14 protein-coding genes are annotated in these 17,461 nt (G+C 72.5%); 9 read left to right on the top strand and 5 right to left on the bottom strand.

The features are described from left to right. The first annotated feature begins 607 nt into the window (after nt 1–607). Both HS99_RS26305 and HS99_RS26300 read left to right on the top strand, forming a co-directional pair. The gene (locus HS99_RS26305) at nt 608–1,798 is read left to right on the top strand and encodes a helix-turn-helix domain-containing protein (RefSeq protein ID WP_063737930.1); all 1,191 of its coding nucleotides are present in this window, start codon (nt 608–610) and stop codon (nt 1,796–1,798) included. 124 nt (nt 1,799–1,922) lie between these two features. Beyond that, nucleotides 1,923–4,688 carry a M4 family metallopeptidase gene (locus tag HS99_RS26300; protein ID WP_030558219.1) on the top strand — a complete coding sequence of 922 codons (2,766 nt, stop codon included), beginning with the start codon at nt 1,923–1,925 and terminating at the stop codon, nt 4,686–4,688. Here the strand turns inward: HS99_RS26300 and HS99_RS47000 are convergent. Both HS99_RS47000 and HS99_RS26290 read right to left on the bottom strand, forming a co-directional pair. Then, complete coding sequence (locus HS99_RS47000; RefSeq protein ID WP_078938848.1) at nt 4,685–4,855, bottom strand: DUF1330 domain-containing protein; 171 nt, start codon at nt 4,853–4,855, stop codon at nt 4,685–4,687. The genes HS99_RS26300 and HS99_RS47000 overlap by 4 nt on opposite strands. An 810-nt stretch (nt 4,856–5,665) precedes the next feature. Further along, entirely contained in the window at nt 5,666–6,517 is an 852-nt protein-coding gene (locus HS99_RS26290) for an NAD(P)H-binding protein (protein WP_030558221.1), read from the bottom strand. Nucleotides 6,518–6,692: 175 nt separating this feature from the next. Here HS99_RS26290 and HS99_RS26285 point away from each other — a divergent pair, with 175 nt between their 5' ends. After that, nucleotides 6,693–7,601 carry a helix-turn-helix domain-containing protein gene (locus HS99_RS26285; RefSeq protein WP_223886201.1) on the top strand — a complete coding sequence of 303 codons (909 nt, stop codon included), beginning with the start codon at nt 6,693–6,695 and terminating at the stop codon, nt 7,599–7,601. Nucleotides 7,602–8,380: 779 nt separating this feature from the next. Here HS99_RS26285 and HS99_RS26280 read toward each other — a convergent pair. Then, complete coding sequence (locus HS99_RS26280) at nt 8,381–8,644, bottom strand: hypothetical protein (RefSeq protein ID WP_046386466.1); 264 nt, start codon at nt 8,642–8,644, stop codon at nt 8,381–8,383. A 1,113-nt stretch (nt 8,645–9,757) separates the two neighbouring features. Between HS99_RS26280 and HS99_RS26275 the strand changes: the two genes are divergently transcribed. Further along, the gene (locus HS99_RS26275; RefSeq protein WP_030558224.1) at nt 9,758–10,330 is read left to right on the top strand and encodes an RICIN domain-containing protein; all 573 of its coding nucleotides are present in this window, start codon (nt 9,758–9,760) and stop codon (nt 10,328–10,330) included. A gap of 177 nt (nt 10,331–10,507) precedes the next feature. On the opposite strand, the gene HS99_RS26270 is transcribed toward HS99_RS26275, so the two are convergent. Then, nucleotides 10,508–11,245 (bottom strand): MBL fold metallo-hydrolase, encoded by a 738-nt coding sequence (locus HS99_RS26270; RefSeq protein WP_030558226.1) that lies wholly within the window; start codon nt 11,243–11,245, stop codon nt 10,508–10,510. A gap of 5 nt (nt 11,246–11,250) precedes the next feature. Continuing rightward, entirely contained in the window at nt 11,251–12,207 is a 957-nt protein-coding gene (locus HS99_RS26265; protein ID WP_030558227.1) for a saccharopine dehydrogenase NADP-binding domain-containing protein, read from the bottom strand. Between the two features lie 187 nt (nt 12,208–12,394). Here HS99_RS26265 and HS99_RS26260 point away from each other — a divergent pair, with 187 nt between their 5' ends. From HS99_RS26260 to HS99_RS45220, 5 genes are all read left to right on the top strand, one after another. Beyond that, the gene (locus tag HS99_RS26260) at nt 12,395–12,874 is read left to right on the top strand and encodes a MarR family winged helix-turn-helix transcriptional regulator (RefSeq protein ID WP_046387077.1); all 480 of its coding nucleotides are present in this window, start codon (nt 12,395–12,397) and stop codon (nt 12,872–12,874) included. A 397-nt stretch (nt 12,875–13,271) separates the two neighbouring features. Then, on the top strand, nt 13,272–13,895 hold the full coding sequence (locus tag HS99_RS45225) for a type IV toxin-antitoxin system AbiEi family antitoxin domain-containing protein (RefSeq protein ID WP_157846622.1): 624 nt from the start codon (nt 13,272–13,274) through the stop codon (nt 13,893–13,895). Between the two features lie 584 nt (nt 13,896–14,479). Next, complete coding sequence (locus HS99_RS26250) at nt 14,480–14,809, top strand: hypothetical protein (RefSeq protein WP_141763811.1); 330 nt, start codon at nt 14,480–14,482, stop codon at nt 14,807–14,809. A gap of 152 nt (nt 14,810–14,961) precedes the next feature. Beyond that, nucleotides 14,962–15,297: a helicase-related protein gene (locus HS99_RS26245; RefSeq protein ID WP_030558233.1), complete on the top strand. Its 336-nt coding sequence runs from the start codon at nt 14,962–14,964 to the stop codon at nt 15,295–15,297. Nucleotides 15,298–15,911: 614 nt separating this feature from the next. Further along, nucleotides 15,912–16,238: a hypothetical protein gene (locus HS99_RS45220; protein WP_157846623.1), complete on the top strand. Its 327-nt coding sequence runs from the start codon at nt 15,912–15,914 to the stop codon at nt 16,236–16,238. Nucleotides 16,239–17,461: the final 1,223 nt, after the last annotated feature.

The following is a 17,461-nucleotide window of genomic DNA, read 5'->3' as shown; positions in this document are numbered from 1 at the left end:
TCATCAGGGGGCGTCCGGTGCGTGGCCGCCGTCCTGGTCGCCGTTCTCGGCGCGGTCCCGGCCGTCGTCGTGCTGCGCCCCGCTGCGCCCGGCGAGCTTGTGGTCCGGGCTGTCTTGGCGCCGTCTTGGTGGACGTCGTCGGGGATGCCTCGCGCGTGGCATGGGCGGTTCCCCGCGGCCGCCTCGCCGCCCGTCTCGGCGCTCGTCACCGTCCCGTTCGCATCCGACCTGGGGCCCGGGCACTGCTGCCCGCTGGGGCCGCTGCCCGCCTTGCCGGACAGTGCCCCGAGCACCCGACCGCCCGGGGCTGAACACTGCTAGCCTCTGCTGCCGACATGGGCGAGCAGGCGGAAGACACCGAGGCACCGCGGCACCTCCACGACGGCGGGGACTACAGGCGGCTGGCCGAGCGGACCTCGGACCCTGACGTCCTGCGCCGACTGGCCAGGGCGGAGTACCCGTTCGTCTGGCACGCGATCGCCCGGAACGCTGCCGCGCCTGCGGATCTGCTGGTCCCGCTCGCTGCCCGGCGGAACAGCACCTGGAACGACAACTGCCTCCTTCAGCTGGTCGCTGCCCACCCGGGGCGGCGGGCGGGGTGGGCACGGTGCGGTCCTGGGCGACCGAGGTCGAGTTCCTGCTGCCGGGCGGCCGGCGCAAGGTACGCCCGGACGGGGTGTGGCAGGCCCCGGAGATCGGGGTGCCGGTGCTGATGGTCGAGGTCAACCGCTCGACCATGGCCCCGGCCGACGTCGCCGCGAAGTTCCCCCGGTACCGCGAGCTGTTCCGCACCAGGGTCCGCGACAACGACCCGGCCCTCGCTGACCGGGAGCCGGCCGACCGGACGGTGCACTGGTGGCGCCGTACCTGGCCCGGCCACACCCGGGCCGGGTACCCGCCGGTCGCCCTGGTCGTCACCGACGCCGGACCCGTCGCGCTGGCCAACCGGCAGCAGGCAGTCGCGGACCTGTCCGCCGACTGCTGGCGCGGCCGCTGGTGCAGGGAGGTCCGCGACTACAACGACGACGGGTGGCGCGAGTACGACGACGCCGTGCCCATCGTCGCGACTACCCTGGAGCTGCTGGCCGAGCACGGGCCGCTCGGGCCGGTGTGGTGGCGCTTCGGCCGCTCGGGCCGGCACTCCCTCATCGAGGCGCTGGAGAACCCGAACAACCGAGCCGCCTACGACCTGCGCCAGGCCGCCCGCGAGGACGAGGAGCACAAGGCCCACCAGGAGCTGATGGACTCCCTGGTCTGCATCGACTGCGGCGACGTTCCCGAGCAGGAGAGCACCTGGGAATACGGCCGCCAGGGACAGGTCGAGTGGACCCGCCGCCCCGGCGGCCGCTGCTGGCCCTGCCACCAGGACCGCGAGGAGCGCCTGGAACGGGAGGCCGAAGAACAGCTGGAGGCCGCCCGCACGGCCAACGCCGTGCTCTACCTGGACGGCCTGATCCTCCCCGGCGGCGCCGCCCGTTCCGGTGAACTCCCGCACGAGGCCGCCGCCCACCACCTGCTCGCCCAGACCGGCCTCTCCCGCCGCCTCACCCATGTCCTCGCCGTCGACTACACCCCCCCGACCGCTACCTGGAGCGCATCAACCTCGTCTTCGACGGTGGCATCGCCGACGGCCGCCCCGCCGGCGCCCGCTTCGTCCCCGTCCGTGAGCTGGGTCGGGCCATGGCCCCCGCCCAGGCCGCCCGCGTCGCCGACGCCCTCGCCGGCCGTGCCCTCCCGTTCCTCCTCCACGGTCAGAGAGCCGCCTGAGGGCCGGGGCTCCCGGAGTCCCAATAGGTAGTTGTTCGACATATGCCGAGCGATAGCTTATGTTCGTGACGTGGCCCTGGCACACCGTCAGCCGACCGGCGACGGGCAGGGCGCCACCGCCGATTCCCGTGTTCCCGTTCCGTGAGAGGAGCGCAGTGCACCGTCACGCCCGCACGCCCAAGGCCCTCGGCGCCGGCATAGCCGCCGCCCTGAGCCTGGCCGCCCTGGCCGTCCCGACCGCCGCCGCCGACACCGCGCCCGCGCAGGCCGCCGGCGACCCCGTCCCCGGCGTGGTCACCGGGCAGGACACCGCCGCCCCGCAGCTGGTCACCGGCCTGAGCGATCCCGCCCCCGGCGACCCGGCCGCTGCCGCCCGCGCCCACCTGGCCGCCCACCGCGACCGTTACCGGGTCGACCCCGCCCAGCTCGCCGAAGCCGGCACCGAGAGCGGCCCCGACGGACGGCGCACCGTCAGATTCCAGCAGAACGAGGGCGGCGTCCCCGTGCTCGGCGCCCAGTACCTCGTCCACCTCGCCGGTGACGGCGCGGCCCAGCACGTCGAGGCGGTCGGCGGCAAGTTCTTCACCAGCCTCGCCGCCCCCACCGAGCCCACCGTCGCGGACGAGCTGCTGCGCACCGCCGCGCTCGGCGCGCTGCCGGACGCCGCCCGCGCCAAGGCCACCGCCGATGACGCCGGCCTGGTGATCCTGCCCGACGGCGCCGGGAAGCTGACCCGCCACTACACCGTGCGCGGGGCCGGCGCCGACGGCACCCCCCTGACCCGTGACGTCTACGTGGATGCCACCGCCGGCGTCGTCGTCCTCGCCCACGATGCCCGCACCCCCTCCGCGGCCGCCGCCCGCCCCGAGGCCGTCGCACCCTCCGCGGCCGCCCCCGACCCGGCCCCGGCCACCGTCACCCCCGCCACCGGCACCGCCCCCGACGTCCACGGCAAGAGCGTGAGCGTCAACATCGCCCGCCAGGCGGACGGCAGTTACCAGCTCACCGACCTCACCCGTCCCGCCGCGATCACCACCTACGACGCGGCCGGCCGCGACGTCGGCGACTTCGACCGCATCCCCGCCGACGCCCACCCCGCGAGCTCCCCGACCCCCGACTTCCCCGCCGCCACCGGCACCGACGGCGCCACCGACGCGCACGTCAACGCCGGTATCGTCTACGACTTCTACCGCGACCGCCTGGGCCGTCTGAGCCTGGACGGCAAGAACAGCCCGATCGTCTCCGTCACCGGAGTCACCGCCGGCGGGCGCGCCTTCCCCAACGCCTACTGGGACGGCAGCAAGATGATCTACGGCGGCGGCGACGACAAGTACTTCCCGTTCGCCGCCGCCCTCGACGTCTCCGCCCACGAGATGACCCACGGCGTCATCACCAACAGTGCCAACTTCGCCTACCTCGGCCAGTCCGGCGCCATGGACGAGGCGCTCGCCGACTACTTCGGCAACGCCATCGAGGTCACCACCCGCGGCATCGCGATGGACGACCCCAGGGCCGCGCTGCTGGGCGAGGGCCTGTGCCGCACCGGCACCCCGCGGGCCTGCGCCACCCGCCACCTGGACGACCACCACACCACCGTCGACGACTACGTCGGCGCCTCCCTGAGCACCGACAGCGGCGGCGTGCACCTCAACTCCACCATCTTCGGCGGAGCCCTGTGGGACATCCGGCGCACCCTGGACCCGCTGGTCGCCGACCGCGTGATCTACCGCGCGCTCACCGAGTACATGACCCCGCTCGACGACTTCGTCGCCGGCCGCAACGCCGTCCTGGCCGCTGGCCGCGCCAGTGGCCTGACCCACGCCCAGCTGCGCACCGTCGCCGCCGCGTTCGACGCCCACGGCATCAAGGCCGGCTGGCAGCGCAAGCTCGGCCTGGACAGCCACGTCCTGCTCAGTGGCATCACCAACAACATGGCCGCCCCGGTGGTCGCCGACGGTCACTGGGTGATGCTCGCCAACGCCGACGCCACCCGCAAGAGCACCGCCCTGTACACCGGCACCGTCACCGGCAGCGCCACCCCGGTGCGACTGAGCCCCGACGACGGCCGCTACCACAGCTGGGCGGCCACCGACGGCACGAACGCGGTGTGGAAGGCCGTCGGCAAAGACGCCCAGGGCGTCTTCGGCTACGAGCTGCTGAGCGCGCCGCTGACCGGCGCCGGCCCGGTGCGCAGCATCTACCACGACGCCCGGCAGGAGCCGCAGAACATCCGCACGGCCGGCGGCGACATCGTCTACACGCTCCGGGACTTCACCACCGACACCACCCGCATCCACGTCGTCCACGGTGACGGCTCCCCGGAGACGGTGATCCCGCTGCCCGCCGGTCACGGCGTGGGCGGCCTCGACCTGAACGGCGGCGTCCTCGCCTGGACCGAGAACTGGATGTCCGGCCAGGACTACGTCAACGCGCCGACCGCGTACTCGCTCGCCGAGGGCAAGGTCACCGCCCAGTACGTGCCCGCCGACCCGAAGAACCTGGCCGACGCCGTCCACCTGGCCGGCGGCCGCATGCTGTGGGTCCAGACCCCGCCCACCGGGCGCGCCACGATCCGCTCCGGCGCCCTGGACGGTTCAGGCATCACCGACCTCCTGCCAGCCGACTCCACCGCCCCCGAGCCGTACCAGCTCACCGTCTCCGAGCGCGCGGTCACCTACGTCTCGCGCATCGGGCGGGTCCACGACGACTGGACCAACGCCCAGACCGCCAAGCTGTGGCAGCTCCCGCTCACCGGCGGCGCCCCCGAGCGCGTCTCCTGCGACCGAGGCTCCCAGGACTCGCCCGTCGCCGATCGCGGCACCCGCGTCGTGTGGCTGGACGCCACCGCCGGACGCACCGACCTCGTCACCCGCGAGCGCCCCGCCGGCGCTCAGTGCGCCAGCGAGTCCGCGCCCCGTTAACCCGCGGGCACCCCGTCGGCGAAGATCGCGTCGGCGACCATGTGGCGGGTGCGCAGCGGGAGGATCTCCCGGTACGCGGGGGAGTCGTACCACGCGCGCACCCGCTCCCGGTCGGTGAACTCGACACCCGCGGCGCCCGCGTTTTGTGAGTGGTCTTGTGGGTGCATGGTGATCCTGCCCGGCACGGCATCACCGCATGTCGGGGGCTGTTTTGGGTGGGCCGGAAATGCCGACAACCCCTTCTTCTGTCCTTTGTCCTGGTGGTGGAGGTGGGTCGGTCGGTTCGGTTCGGGCCTCGCGCCTGCGGCGGGCCGGTGGTTCTTCGGTGCGTCCGGCGAAGCCGTCCGCGTCGACCGGCCGACCCACGGCGCTCCCCCCGGTTCCGCGCTGGTTCCACGTAGGCACCACCGCAGGTGCCACCGTAGGCGGCACCGACGGCACCACCGTACGTATCCCGCCGCTTCTGGCCGCGTTCGCGCGTTTCCGCAGCTCAGCGGCCGCTTTTGGACGGGGGGAAAATGCGACAACCCCTTCTGTCCGTTCCTTTCCCCGGCTTGCTGGTAGGTGGTGGGGCGGTGGTGGGTGACGGTCCGGTCGGCAGGGGTCTGACCCTGCGGGGCCGTGATGGTTGGTGAGCGCCCGGCGAACGCCGGACGCCCCCGGGCTCCGTCTGTCCGGACCGGCGGCGATCCTCCGCCAGGCCCTCCCCCGGTTGATGAGGATGGTCGAAATTCACCAGGGATGCTGGCCGCCTCAGATCGTCCACTGGGCAACGAAGTGAGGGGTCTTGGCAGGGGGCAGCGGCGTGTTGAGGGCCCGGCGACCGAAGTTCGCCGGGCCCTGGTGATCTGTGCGCTGGGGAACATTCCGGGTGCTCGGGTGCGCCTGATCTCCCTGCCTATGGCGTCGATGCTTGGCGCGTCGCCGAAACTCGGACGGCGGCCGGTCATGGCCCCGGGGCCGTCCGTCGCGGCGTCTTAGTGGAATTCGCCTGCGTGTTCCTCGCACCACTGGCGGAAGGTCCGCGGGGCGACGCCGGTGAGGTTGGTGATGTCGTCGCTGATGACTCCGGCGCGTCCGGCGCGGAAGAGCTCGTTGAGGTTCTGCACAGCTGCGGCCATCTCGCGCGGGATGCCCTGCTCGATGCTGTGCTGGGCGAACTGTTCGGGGGTGACCGGCACGAACTCGATCGGCCGCCCCAGGACGTCGGCGAGGATCTCCACCTGCTCGCGGGCGGTGAGCGCCTGCGGGCCGTTCAGGATGTAGGCGCGGCCGGCGTGGCCGTCCTGGGTGAGTGCGACGGCGGCGACGCGGGCGATGTCGAAGGTGTCGACGGGCACGGTCTTGCCGGGGTCGCTCGCGTCGTAGACGCGGCCCTCGTCGCGGATCGTGGGCAGCCACCACAGCGAGTTCGACATCAGGGCGTTGGCGCGCAGGTAGGTGACGTCGAGCCCGGAGTCGCGGAAGACCTGGTCGCGGGCGGCGATCCTGGCTCCGATCACGGGCAGCGGTTCCAGGACGGTACCGATGGAGGACAGCACCACGATCTTGCGCACTCCGGCGGTGCGGGCGGCCTTGATCATGTTCTCGGCCTGTGCGGGCAGCGGGGCGAGCTGCATGAAGAAGACGCCGTCGACGCCGCTGGCAGCCTCGGTCAGGCTCTCGGCGTCGTCCAGGTCGCCGATGGCGATGTCGATGCCGGCCAGGATCAGTTCGGCGCGCGAGGCGCTGCGGACCAGGGCCCGCACGTGGTGGCCCTGCTCGTGGAGCTGGGGGATCAGGGCGCTGCCGACGTTTCCGGTGGCTCCGATGACGAGGAAGGAGGACATGACGGATCCTTTCGGGACCGATGGGTGGTGGAGCGATGGATGAGCGGGTAGCGGCCCGGTTACCAGGGCAGGTCGCCGTCGCGGTCCCGGATCGAGTCTGGCCCGCGGGAGTCCGGGCAGCGTGGCCCAGGTTGGGCCACCCGAGGAGCCCGGCGGCACGTCGACAATCAGGGCCGTGACCATCGAGAATGCAGCTGTGAGCGAGGGACCGGATCTGGCGGCGATGTTGCGTTCCTGGCGTGCCAGGGTCCGCCCGGAAGACGTCGGTTCTCCCTTCGCCCGCGGCGCCCGCCGCACCCCGGGGTTGCGGCGCGAGGAGGTGGGGTGGCTGGCCGGTGTATCGCCCGACTACGTCAAACGCCTCGAACAGGGCCGCGCGCACCCCAGTGCCGACGTCCTGCGGGCGTTGTCGCGCGCCCTGCGCCTGACCGACGCCGAGTTCACGCTGGCGTGCCGGCTCGCCGGCCACGCCGCCGAGCTCGACGGGACCGTCCCCCAGCTGATCGGCCCCGACGTGCAGCGGCTGCTCAGCCGCCTGGCCGACGTGCCGATCGCGGTCTTCGACGCGGCCTGGACCCTGCTGGAGCACAACGACCTGTGGGCGGCCCTGCACGGCGAGACGCGACGCCGCGCCGGCCGCGAGACGAACCTGGTCTGGCGCATCTTCCACAACGACCCCGGCAGGATCCGGCACCCCGACCCGGAGGAGCACCGGGCCTCCCTGGTCGCCGACCTGCGCGACGTCGCCTCCCGTTACCCGGCCGACCGCCAACTGGCCGCCATGATCCGCGACCTGCGCCGGTCGAACACCGACTTCGCCCGACTGTGGGACGGTTCCGCCGTCGCCCACCACGCCAGCGGGCGTAAAACCATCGACCACCCCCAGGTCGGCGCGATCGAACTCGACTGCGACGTGCTCACCCTCCATGGCGCGGACCTGCGCATCATCGTCTTCACCGCCGCCCCCGACAGCGAAGCCGCCGACAAGCTCCGGCTCCTGACCGTCCTCGGCCTCCAGGACATGACCTCGCCGACCCCCGGCTCACCCGCCCACGCGAAGGATCGCGGCCTGGGGACCGCCTGAGCCTTGGACACCGCGTCACCACCCGAAGGGTGGTGAACCAAGCCCAGCAGGTTTGGGTCACCCACCAGCACCACCTGGGGAGGTTCAAACAGCGTCATCACGGTCCGGTTGGACTGTCGACGCCGACCGGATCCGACACCGCCCCCCTGGCCCGATCGATGCCCCACAGGCGGCCCCTGACGGCGATCACCGCGCCCCTGACGCGCCGTCCGGCCGGCCCCCACACGGCCCGGGAACGGCCCTTCCGGGCCTCCCGATGCAGCTCCTGATGTAGCTCCCGATGTGACTCCTGATGTAGCTCCTGATGCCAGCACCCCCGCCCCGGGCGCGGGGTGGCATCTGCGCAGCTCACAGGGCCCACCAAGGTGGCCGGAAATTCTGACAACCCTTTCTGCGCGCCCCTGTCCTCCTGGTGGTGGGGGTGTTGGTGGTGCGCTGTCGGGTCGGGGTGGCCTGCGGCGCTGGCTGCCGGGCCCTGCCCGGCGGCCTGGCGGCCTTCGCGGTCCCCGGCTGGGCCGCCGGGGACGGCCCGGTGTTCGGCGGGGTGGTGCGTCGTGGAACCCGGGCATCGCCGGCCCGGCCCGGCCCGGTCTACCGGACGCCACCGCTCGGTGGGACGCCCCGTGCTGGGCGCCCTCCGTCTTCCTGACGCTCTGTTTTGTCATGGCTGCGGTCCGCTACAGTGGCCGAGCACCTACGGCTCCCCCCTTTCCGTAGTGGCACGCGGGCGCGCATCCCGGGACCTCGGGATGCGCGCCCGCCGGTTCACCACCACCGGTTCACCAGCTGGTGGGCGGCTGTTCCTCCAGTACTTCGAGGACCTCGACCGAGGGGGCCATCACGATGTACGCGCCGTTGACGTCGATGCTTGTCCACCAGATGCCCCGGTCCACCCGGCGTCCGGCGAGGCCCCACTGGACCATCACCTCCTCCTCCCCCCGCCGGAAGACCCGCCGGCGCCGTGGGTGCACCGTCTGGACGTCGACTTCCTCCAGGAAACGCACCCGCGCCCGCGTCCACCAGTTCCGTTCTGCGATCGCCATGCTCGGTACAACGACCGGCACTGACGAGCGGTACGACAAGCACCCGTGACCACAGGGCCGTCAGCTCACGTGCGGGCCTGCACTCCTGCTTCGTCCGGGGCCGGGCCGTCGCGCGCGTGCCTTCGGCCAAGTCCGCTCGTTGAGTCAGACGCGCGTTTCCACCAGGACGCGCGGCGGATCGCCTCGTTCCTTCTGCCCGGATCGCACACCCCCCGCGACCCCGGGCCCTATCCGCTGCGCCAACATGGGCAAGGCCCTGCCTCACTCGGCCCTGCCGTCGCCGACGCGCCGTGCGCCTTGTTCGGCCGGGGGTTCGGCTCGTCGTTCGGCACGGGATCCGGCTGGGGGTTCGGTCCGCGGTGCGGTTCGGCCACCGGCCTCCGTCTCCGCTTGCCGCCTGTTTGCGCTGCTCATCGGGGGTAACGGGCCGAACTCACCACCCGGACTTACCTTCCCGGGGCCCCTGCCTGGTGGTGGTGGTTGTGGTGGTGGGGGGCGTTGGTCGGTGTGGTCGGGCGCTGCGCTGTGCTCTTGTTCTCGCGTCCGGCTGGTGCCGGCCGCTCGTGTGGGTGGGGCGGGCGGCGGCGGTCAGGGGGTTCTGGGGGTGGTGGCCACAGGAGGCGGACTTTGCCGTAGCGGGCGCGGGCGGCGCTCTCGGTGCCAGTATGGCGCCGATGCAACTGCCTTTCCCGCTTCCTGTGAGCACGACCTCCTTGGTGACCGATTGGATCAGTGAGCCTTTTCCAACCTCTCGCGTTGGTTCGGACGTAGAGGAACAAGCCAGGAAGCGATGGCTGGTCCGCTGAGCGGAACAGAGGGCGACTGCGCGCTTTCGCCGGAACACTGTCCACGAGCGAGACGAAATCGGGTTTCCGTTCGACAAGTCAAACGGTGGTGCTCCTGGCGCAGGGGGAGAAGGCTTGCATAATCGGCGAAAAATGGGCTGCACAACAACCAGCCGAACCGCAAACCTTGTTACGTGGCCAGCTGGCCCCGAAGGGAACTCGCATGGTCGATCCCACCCGCAGGCAGTGAGCCTTTTCCAACCGCCGGAACACACTGTCCACGAGCGAGACGAAATCGGGTTTCCGACAAATCATAGGAGTTGCGACGATGAAGATCCAGAACAGGATCACCGTCCTGGCGGCGACGTTTCTGAGCTGCGCGGGCATGGTCACGTTGGCGACGGGAGCGAGTGCCGCCGTGCCGACGCCGGACTCTACGGCGGGAGTGTCCGCCCGTGTCACAGCCGCCGCTGCCGCGAGTAGCTATCACACGATCAAGAACATGGCCTACAGCCAATGCGTGGACGCGCCCGGCGGGGTGCTCAACGTCAGACTTCAGCTGGCCAACTGCAACGGCTCCAGCACGCAGAACTGGGCGTTCGTGTCGGCCGGTTCGGCGGACACCTACTACCTGGTGAATCAGGCGAGCGGGTACTGCGCCGAGGTCAACAACGGCACCAGCGTTCCGGGCGAGGCCGTCGACGAGTACCTCTGTGACGGGCTGGCGTCGGAACAGTGGGTCGAGACCGCCGTGATCGTCGACCAGAAGATCGGCGCGAAGTTCAGGCACGTGGGCACCAATCTGTGCCTCGACACGGTCGGCGGTGCCGGCAGCCAGCTCATCCAGTGGAGTTGCGGCGACGCACGCCCGGCGGCGGCCCAGGTTTGGATCGTGAGTTAGGCCGCTTCCGAGCAGCCTGCCGCTCACCGTTCGGCGGGCTTGCTCAAACGAACGCCGTTCCTGCCGGGGCGATCCCACGGCAGGAACGGCGTTCACAACAGCAGGGCCTCCTGGCGGTTCGGAATGGTCGGATCGGTGTGCGGCGTCGGGCGCCCGGCAGGATCTCCCTGGCGGCCCTTAACGGATTCCGCCGGCCACCGCCTGCCGCGCGGCCCGTGCCAGGCCGTCCGTCCAGGCTTCGCCGTGGCCCGGAAGCACGGTGGCGATGTCGTGTTCGGCGATCTTCTCCAGTGAGGCCAGCGCGGTCGTGCTGTCCTGGGTGAAGGCCCGGCAGATGACGCACGGTCCGACCCGGCCGGCCACCGCGTCGTGGGTGACCAGGGCGTCGCCGGTGAAGGCGACGGAGGCGTCCGGGAAGAGGTAGCTGGTGCTGCCGTGCGTGTGGCCGGGCGTGTGGATCGCGAGCGGCGCGCCGGGCAGGTCGAGTTGCCGGTCGTGGGTGAAGGTGCGCAGGCTGCGGACCGGCGGGATGCGCAGGGCGCCGCCCCGGGCCAGGTGCAGCGGCGCGCGCAGGCTGTTCGGGCGGCGGACCGCGTAGCCGAGCAGCGAACGCTCCGGGGTCCAGACCTTGTTCAGCCGTCGGGGCTCGGTCAGGATCGGCGCGTCGGACTCGTGCACCCAGATCTCGGCGCCGGAGGCGGCACGGACCTGCTCGGCGACGCCGACGTGGTCGGGGTGGCCGTGGGTGACCAGCACCGCCGCGATGTCGGTGACCGGGCGGCCGAGGTCGCGCAGCGCGGTTCGGAGGCCGTCCCAGTGCGCGGGCAGTCCGGCGTCGACCAGCAGGAGGGCGGGCCCGGTGTCGACCAGGTAGAAGTTGACCAGGTGGTCGCCCAGGCGGTGCACGGTGGTCATCGGGCTCACCGGCCCAGCTGGATCGTGGTGCCGGGCAGGGACGCGATCGGTTCGGCGCCGAGCAGCCGCGCCGCCGTCCAGGCGCCGGGCGGCGGGCCGTCGAGGAGGCGGGTGGCGGTCGCGACGGCGACCGCCGTGGTGAACGCGAACCCCTCGCCGGTGCTGAGCTGCGCGGTGTGCACCCGCCCGTCCGCGTCGGTGAGTTCCGCGTAGGCGTGGGAGCGGCCGTCGTCCGTTCCCGCGCCGCGCGGCACCGCGTACGCGGTGACCTCCGGTGCACCGCTCGCCTCCCGCGTCGCCTCCAGGTCGCCGACCGGTACGGGGATCACGGTCCGGGCGGCGCCGCCGAAGGTGAGGGTGGTGGCGCCCTCGCCGAGCGGCGCGCGCACCAGTTCACCGGCCCGGTAGCGGGTGGCCCCCTCGGCCATGGCCTCGGCGACGGTTCCGCGCACACCGTCGGTGTCGTGGGCGCTGTGGGGGGCGGTGGCGACCTTCACCGCGGTCGCGTCGACGCCCGTCCCCAGCAGGGCCAGCACCAGTGCCTCGGTGGCGGCCGGGCCGAACCCGGCTCCGGTGACCAGGGTGGCGTCGCGTTCGCGGGCCTCGGCGTCCCGGTCGAGCAGGGCGCGCACGGCTGCCCGTTCGTTGGCGAGGTCGAGGTAGGCGGTGCCGGTGTCCAGGCAGGCCGCCACCACCGGCGGGGCCAGCCGGGCGAACGGACCGACCGTGTTGACCAGCACCCTGCCCGCACCGGCTGCTGCGATCAGCGAGGCGGGGTCCGCCAGGTCCACCGCCAGAACCGACACTGCCCCGGCCTCGAACCGGGCCGCGGTCCGCGCCAGCCGCGCGGCGTTCCGGCCCGCGAGCACGACCCGCCGACCCCGCCGGACCAGTTCCTCGGTGATCAGGCCACCGGTGGTGCCGGAGGCGCCGAGGACCACGAAGTCACTACGCATGACCATGCCCTTTCCCGCCGACGGGGCCTTCCCGCCGACCGAGACATCATGACACAACATCGATGTTGTGTCATTGATGTCGCGACATCAATGTCGTGCCATTGATATACTGGCTTCCCCCTACTCGGGCGGCGGACCGAGCCGCCAGGCGGACCAGACGGACCCCGGAGCCGCCGAGAGCAAAGGAGCGCGCATGACCGCCGACCGCAGCCACTCCTCCAGGGCCGCCCACGACGAGCTGCGCTACCTCCTGCTGGCGGCCCAGCGCGAGGGCAGCCGCCGGTTCGGCGAAGCCCTGCGCCCGCTGGGCCTGACGCCGCCCCAGGCCGAGGTGCTCGACGTGCTGGCGGAGCACCAGCCCGTCACCCTCGCCGCCCTCGGCCGTCTGCTCGTGTGCGAGCAGGGCAGCCCGAGCCGGCTGGTCGACTCGCTGGTCCAACGGGGCCTGGTCAGCCGTCTCCCCCACGAGCAGGACAAGCGCGCCGTCCTGCTCGAACTCACCGCCGAAGGCCGGTCCCTGGCCGACCGGCTCGGCGAAGCGACCGGCCGGATCGCCGCCGCGATGGCCGAACCGCTCTCGGCCGCGGACATCGCCACCCTCAGCGGCCTGCTGCACACGCTGCTCGAAGGCACCGACGTCGCCCGGACCGTCCGCAACCGCTTCCCCCGGTAGCCGTTCCGGCGACCGGCGCAGGGACCCGGTTCAGCCGTCCCGATAGGGCGGGTGCACTTTTCCCGCGAACGGCCACCGCGGCCGACCCCCCGCCGTACGGCTACCGGTTCGCGCGAGATGTCGTGCACCCGCGCCATGCCGTCTCCGCTTGCGGACCGGGTGGTTGATGCCGTCGTGCTGTACCGGGCCTCGGGGGGCCGGTGCACGTTCGCGGCGGTCACGAAGGAGATCGGGGTCAATCACGAGACCCTGCGGAACTGCGTGCGGGCCGCCGACGTCGGGCCGGCGTCGCTCCGTCGCTCCGTCGCTGCACCGCCTGCCTCGGCCCGGGGAACGGGCGGGGCAGGCGGCGCAGGATGTGCGGGCGGCGCGGAGGACGCACCGGCGGTCAGAAGTGGTGGCTGGTCTCGCGGTTGCCCTGGCCGGACTGCCGACCTCGCAGGACACCACACCGGCGGGCAGCACCCGGCCAAAGGCGCACGCCATCGCTGGGGTCCGGCCGCAGCAGCTCGCGGCCGAAGCCGGGGCGGCGCTGGACCGGGGCGGGGAGCTGGCCGAAGAGGGCACCTCGGGCACGGACACGGTCACGAAGACGGCGAAGAAGGCCACCGCCAAGAAGGCGGCCCCTGCGAAGACGGTCACAGGAAAGAAGGCGGCCCCCGCGAAGAAGACCGCGGCGAAGAAGACCGCCGGCGGCGCGCGGCCGCGCACCGGCGCGAAGAAGACGGCCGCAGCCACGGGCACCAGGCCGGTGCAGACCGGCGCCGAGCCGGCCCCGGACAAGAGCGAAACGGCTGCGCCCGCGCCCAGGCGGCGAACGACCGGTGCCACCTCCGACAGCGTCCTGAGCGTGCTGGCCGACACCCCCGGACCGCTGCGCGCCCGGGAGGTGACCGCCCGACTGGGAGTCGACGAGTCGGCGGACACCGTGAACGCGGTGCGCACCATGCTGGAACGCCTGACCAAGGCCGGCCGGGCGCAGCGCCCGGGCCGCGGCCTGTACGCAAGACTGGACGGCTGACCCGCCTGGCCCCGCCGGCGGCGGGTTCGCGACCCTGCCCTCGCCTCACCGCCGGTTGGTCGAGCGACATCGCCGGGTGCGGCACCCGGACTACCGTGTCATTGCCGTCCCTGTCTGAGATGCCGGAAGGCCGCCACCGGCGGTGGCGGCCTCCTGCGCCCTCTCGGGGCCGGGCAGCGTACCGCCGCCCCCGGACACCGCCGGGGCCGACCGGGGGTCACGCGGCCGACCGCTCCTCGGCCACGTCACTCTTCACGGCTGTTGACCGCGGGCGACGCTCCGTTCGAGCGCTGGCTCGCGGCGGTGACGGAAGGGGCGCTGCTTCTTGTCGGACGCCGCCGCGCTCGCGCGGAGAAGGCACCTGATCTCCTCACCTCCTACTGGCTAGTAGACATGCCGTCATCGGATGAACGCGGAAGGTAATCTGGGCGGCCGGTCGAAGACAGGACCGGCCTTCGCCACGACGATCTGAGGAGCTGTCGCAGTTGATTGGGCACGATCCCCGCGCGGGCGCGCGATCCGAGGCCCCCTTACCGGAGAGCGCGTACGCCGCCGCCCTGGGACCGGCGGCCGAGAACACCGCCGTGACCCGCCTGCAGACCGCGCTCAGGCACAGCGGCCAGTACCCGCGCGCCTCCCTGGAACGCGAGTTCCGGCTGCGCCGGGCAGCGCTGGCCGACCGGCTGGCACTGGAGAGCGGTGAGGAGTGCGACGCCGCGGAGGCCGCGCGCACGGCGTACGAGCTGGTCGCCTTCGACCTGGCCGACGGGCGGTTCGTCCTGGGCCCGGCCGGGCCGGGCTCCTCCAGGTGGGAGGAATCGGCGCGGCCGTATGTCCGTCAGGAGTACGAGCGGTGGGCGGAGCTGACCGACGGCGGCCGGGACGCCCGCCTGAAGGACACGGGCGGCAGCTGACCCCGAGCGTCACCGGAACGAGGGCCCCCTTGGCGCGAGCAGGACAGGCCAGTGTTCTACCTGAGTGAGGGACTGGACGGCGGTGAGGCCGGGGGTGTCGGCGGCGCCGGGTGCGTGTCCGGCCTGCGGCACGCTCGAGCGGTGTCGCCGCCGTGGTCGACGTGCCTGTGGTCGTCGACCTGCCCCCGCTCGCCGGCCCGGCCCGCCGGGCGCCATCGCCGGAGTTCAAGGCCCACACCGGCGACGACGGCGAAGAGTGCGGCATCCTCTGCAACAGCCGGCTGCTGACGGAGGGGATCGACGTCGCCGCCGTGGACGCGGTCTGCTTCGCCGACCCCAAGAGCTCGGTGATCGACATCGTCCAGGCCGTCGGCCGCACGCTGCGCCTGTCCTACCGGCAGGGCAACGTCTCCTGGATCATCCCCGTATACCTCCCACCCCGCTGGTCGGTGACGAGACAGCCGGCGCCGACAAAACGGCCGACGTGAAGGACGCCGCGAAGTCGTGAAGGCCGAAGCCGACACCGAGATCGAGGCCTCCGGCTTTCGCACGATCTGGCGGGTCCTGCGGGCCCTGGCCGCGCACGACGCCCGGGTCATGGGCCGGACACCGAGCTGCGTGCCCACCGCGCCCAGCCCCAGCACGCCATGGCGCAGGTCTCTGAGGACGGCGCGGCCGCAGAGGCCGGGGCGGGCGAGCAGCCGCCGGCGACGGCGGAGCGGTCGCCGGTCGACTGGCTGCAGATCGATGCCCGCCGGCATGCGGCGCGAATCCTCCAGACGGTGGAGCTCCGGGCGTTCAACCCGCGGGCCGTCGAGTGGCAGCGCATGAACGCCGTTGCCGCCGTGTTCCACCTGGAGCACGGCCACCTCGACCCCAGCGACCGCGAGAAGCACGGCGCTGGGCCAGGTCCTCGGCTCGGGGTGCCCTGCGGCGCTGGCTGGCGGGACCCTGCCCGGCGGCCTGGCGGCCTTCGTGGTCCCGGCTGGGCCGCCGGTGTTCGGCGGGGTGGTGCGTCGTTGAGCCCGGGCACCGCCAGCTCGGCCCGGCCCGGCCTACCGGATGCGGGATGGCCGCAGCCGCATGCCATGGCGTCCCAGTCATGCCGTTCGATCTCGATGCGGACCACCTGCATGGCCGGGTGTTCGGCCGCGGAGGGCGCTGTCAGGGACCGTCGGCCGGCGGCGAGCCGGTCCTGCTCGGCGCGGAATGTGTCCAGCAGCCGGAAGAACTCCGCGACGGGTGTCGAGCCCGCGGGCGTCTCCCGCTCGATCTCGGCGGCCCAGCCGAGCGGGCTGTGCCGACCGAGGTGGCGCCAGAGCCATTCCTTGAACGAGTTCTCAGGCCAGAAGTCGAAGTCCTCCTCGACCCGGTGGACACCCAAAGCCACGCGATAGCCGATCAGCATCGACTCCAGGTGCCGCAGTGAGCCGCCGGGCAGCCACACGCCAGGGCGGAGCCGCACCTGCTCCAGGAAGTCGTACGCACCCGTGCACTCCTGCCAGTGCTTCGGGCTGTTCTGAGCCTTGTTCTCGGTGGGCATGGCCGGGAGCCTACGGGTACCCACGCCCGTTGATCTCGGACAGCTCTATTCTGGGTCGAAGGTGGGTGTGACCGGGGGCTGGATGGGGCTACGAGTGCTGTCCGGGCGCGGGGCCGCTGTCTGGGCCGTCGACCGTGAGGTGTCGGCCGCCGTCGGGGCCGGCCTTCGGATGGTGGTGCCGGGGGCGCGGTGGCAGGCCGGTCCCGGTCTGTCGTTCCGGCCGCCGACGGTCGGGGCCTGTGGGGTTGTGTCATTGGGGGGTCGATCGTCCTGGTGGCGGGGCATCAGGCGGGGCTGTGTGCCTCTGCCCTGCTCCCGATGAGACGGGTCACCTGGGCCGACCTGCCCGTGGCCCCGGGTCGGTGTCTGTGGTCCGGTCGGGGGCCGCAGGCCACCGCGCCAGCCCCGACTCACCGTCCGCCCGGCCCACCGCCCCGTGCCCCGGGTACCCGCCGCCTGGTGGCGCCGCAGGCGACACCCCCCGGCCATTCTCTGAGGGGCCGCCAGGCCCCGGCCTTTTGCCGGGGTACCGCCTGCTTTTCTGGCGTTCCTGCGCCGTGCTGCGCCTCGTATTTTTTCAGAAGGGTGGCTCCTGGGTGTTTTTCGCCGATATATTCCGGTACGGGTGGCGTTGCGTATCGTTCGGAATCCCGAGTGGCTGGGGATGGCTTTCCGGTGACATGCCGCGCGTCTCGGGAGGGCGGGTCTGGTGACATGCCCGTGCGTTTTCGATGGCCCTGTGCTGCGCCCCGTCCAGGCGCTTTTGACGGGGCGGGGTGTGACGGTCTGGGGGCTGTTGTCCGGGGTGTCCCTGGCCCCTGGGGTGGTGTGGGGGTCGGGATGGTGACAGCTCTTGCATCTTTGACGCCTCGCCTCGGCACGGGGCGGCAGGGCCCTAGGGAGGCCTGTCCGGGACGCCCGGTGTCGGTGCCGGTCGTGCTGCGCCTGGCGACTGCTGCCGGGGCCGCCGCCCGGGTGAGTGCCGGCCCCGGGGGAGACGCTTCTTCTGGGGATTTACGCCATATCATCTGCGAATCTGCGGTTTGTTGTCACTTGGGAATCAGCTGATGTCACTGGCCCTTGTTGGTGATGGCGTGTGGGGGCGGGGG

The organism is Kitasatospora aureofaciens (assembly GCF_001188955.3).
Classification (GTDB): Bacteria; Actinomycetota; Actinomycetes; order Streptomycetales; family Streptomycetaceae; genus Kitasatospora; species Kitasatospora aureofaciens.
The sequence above is the reverse complement of the archived record's forward strand: the minus strand, read 5'-3'. Positions and strand labels throughout refer to the sequence as shown.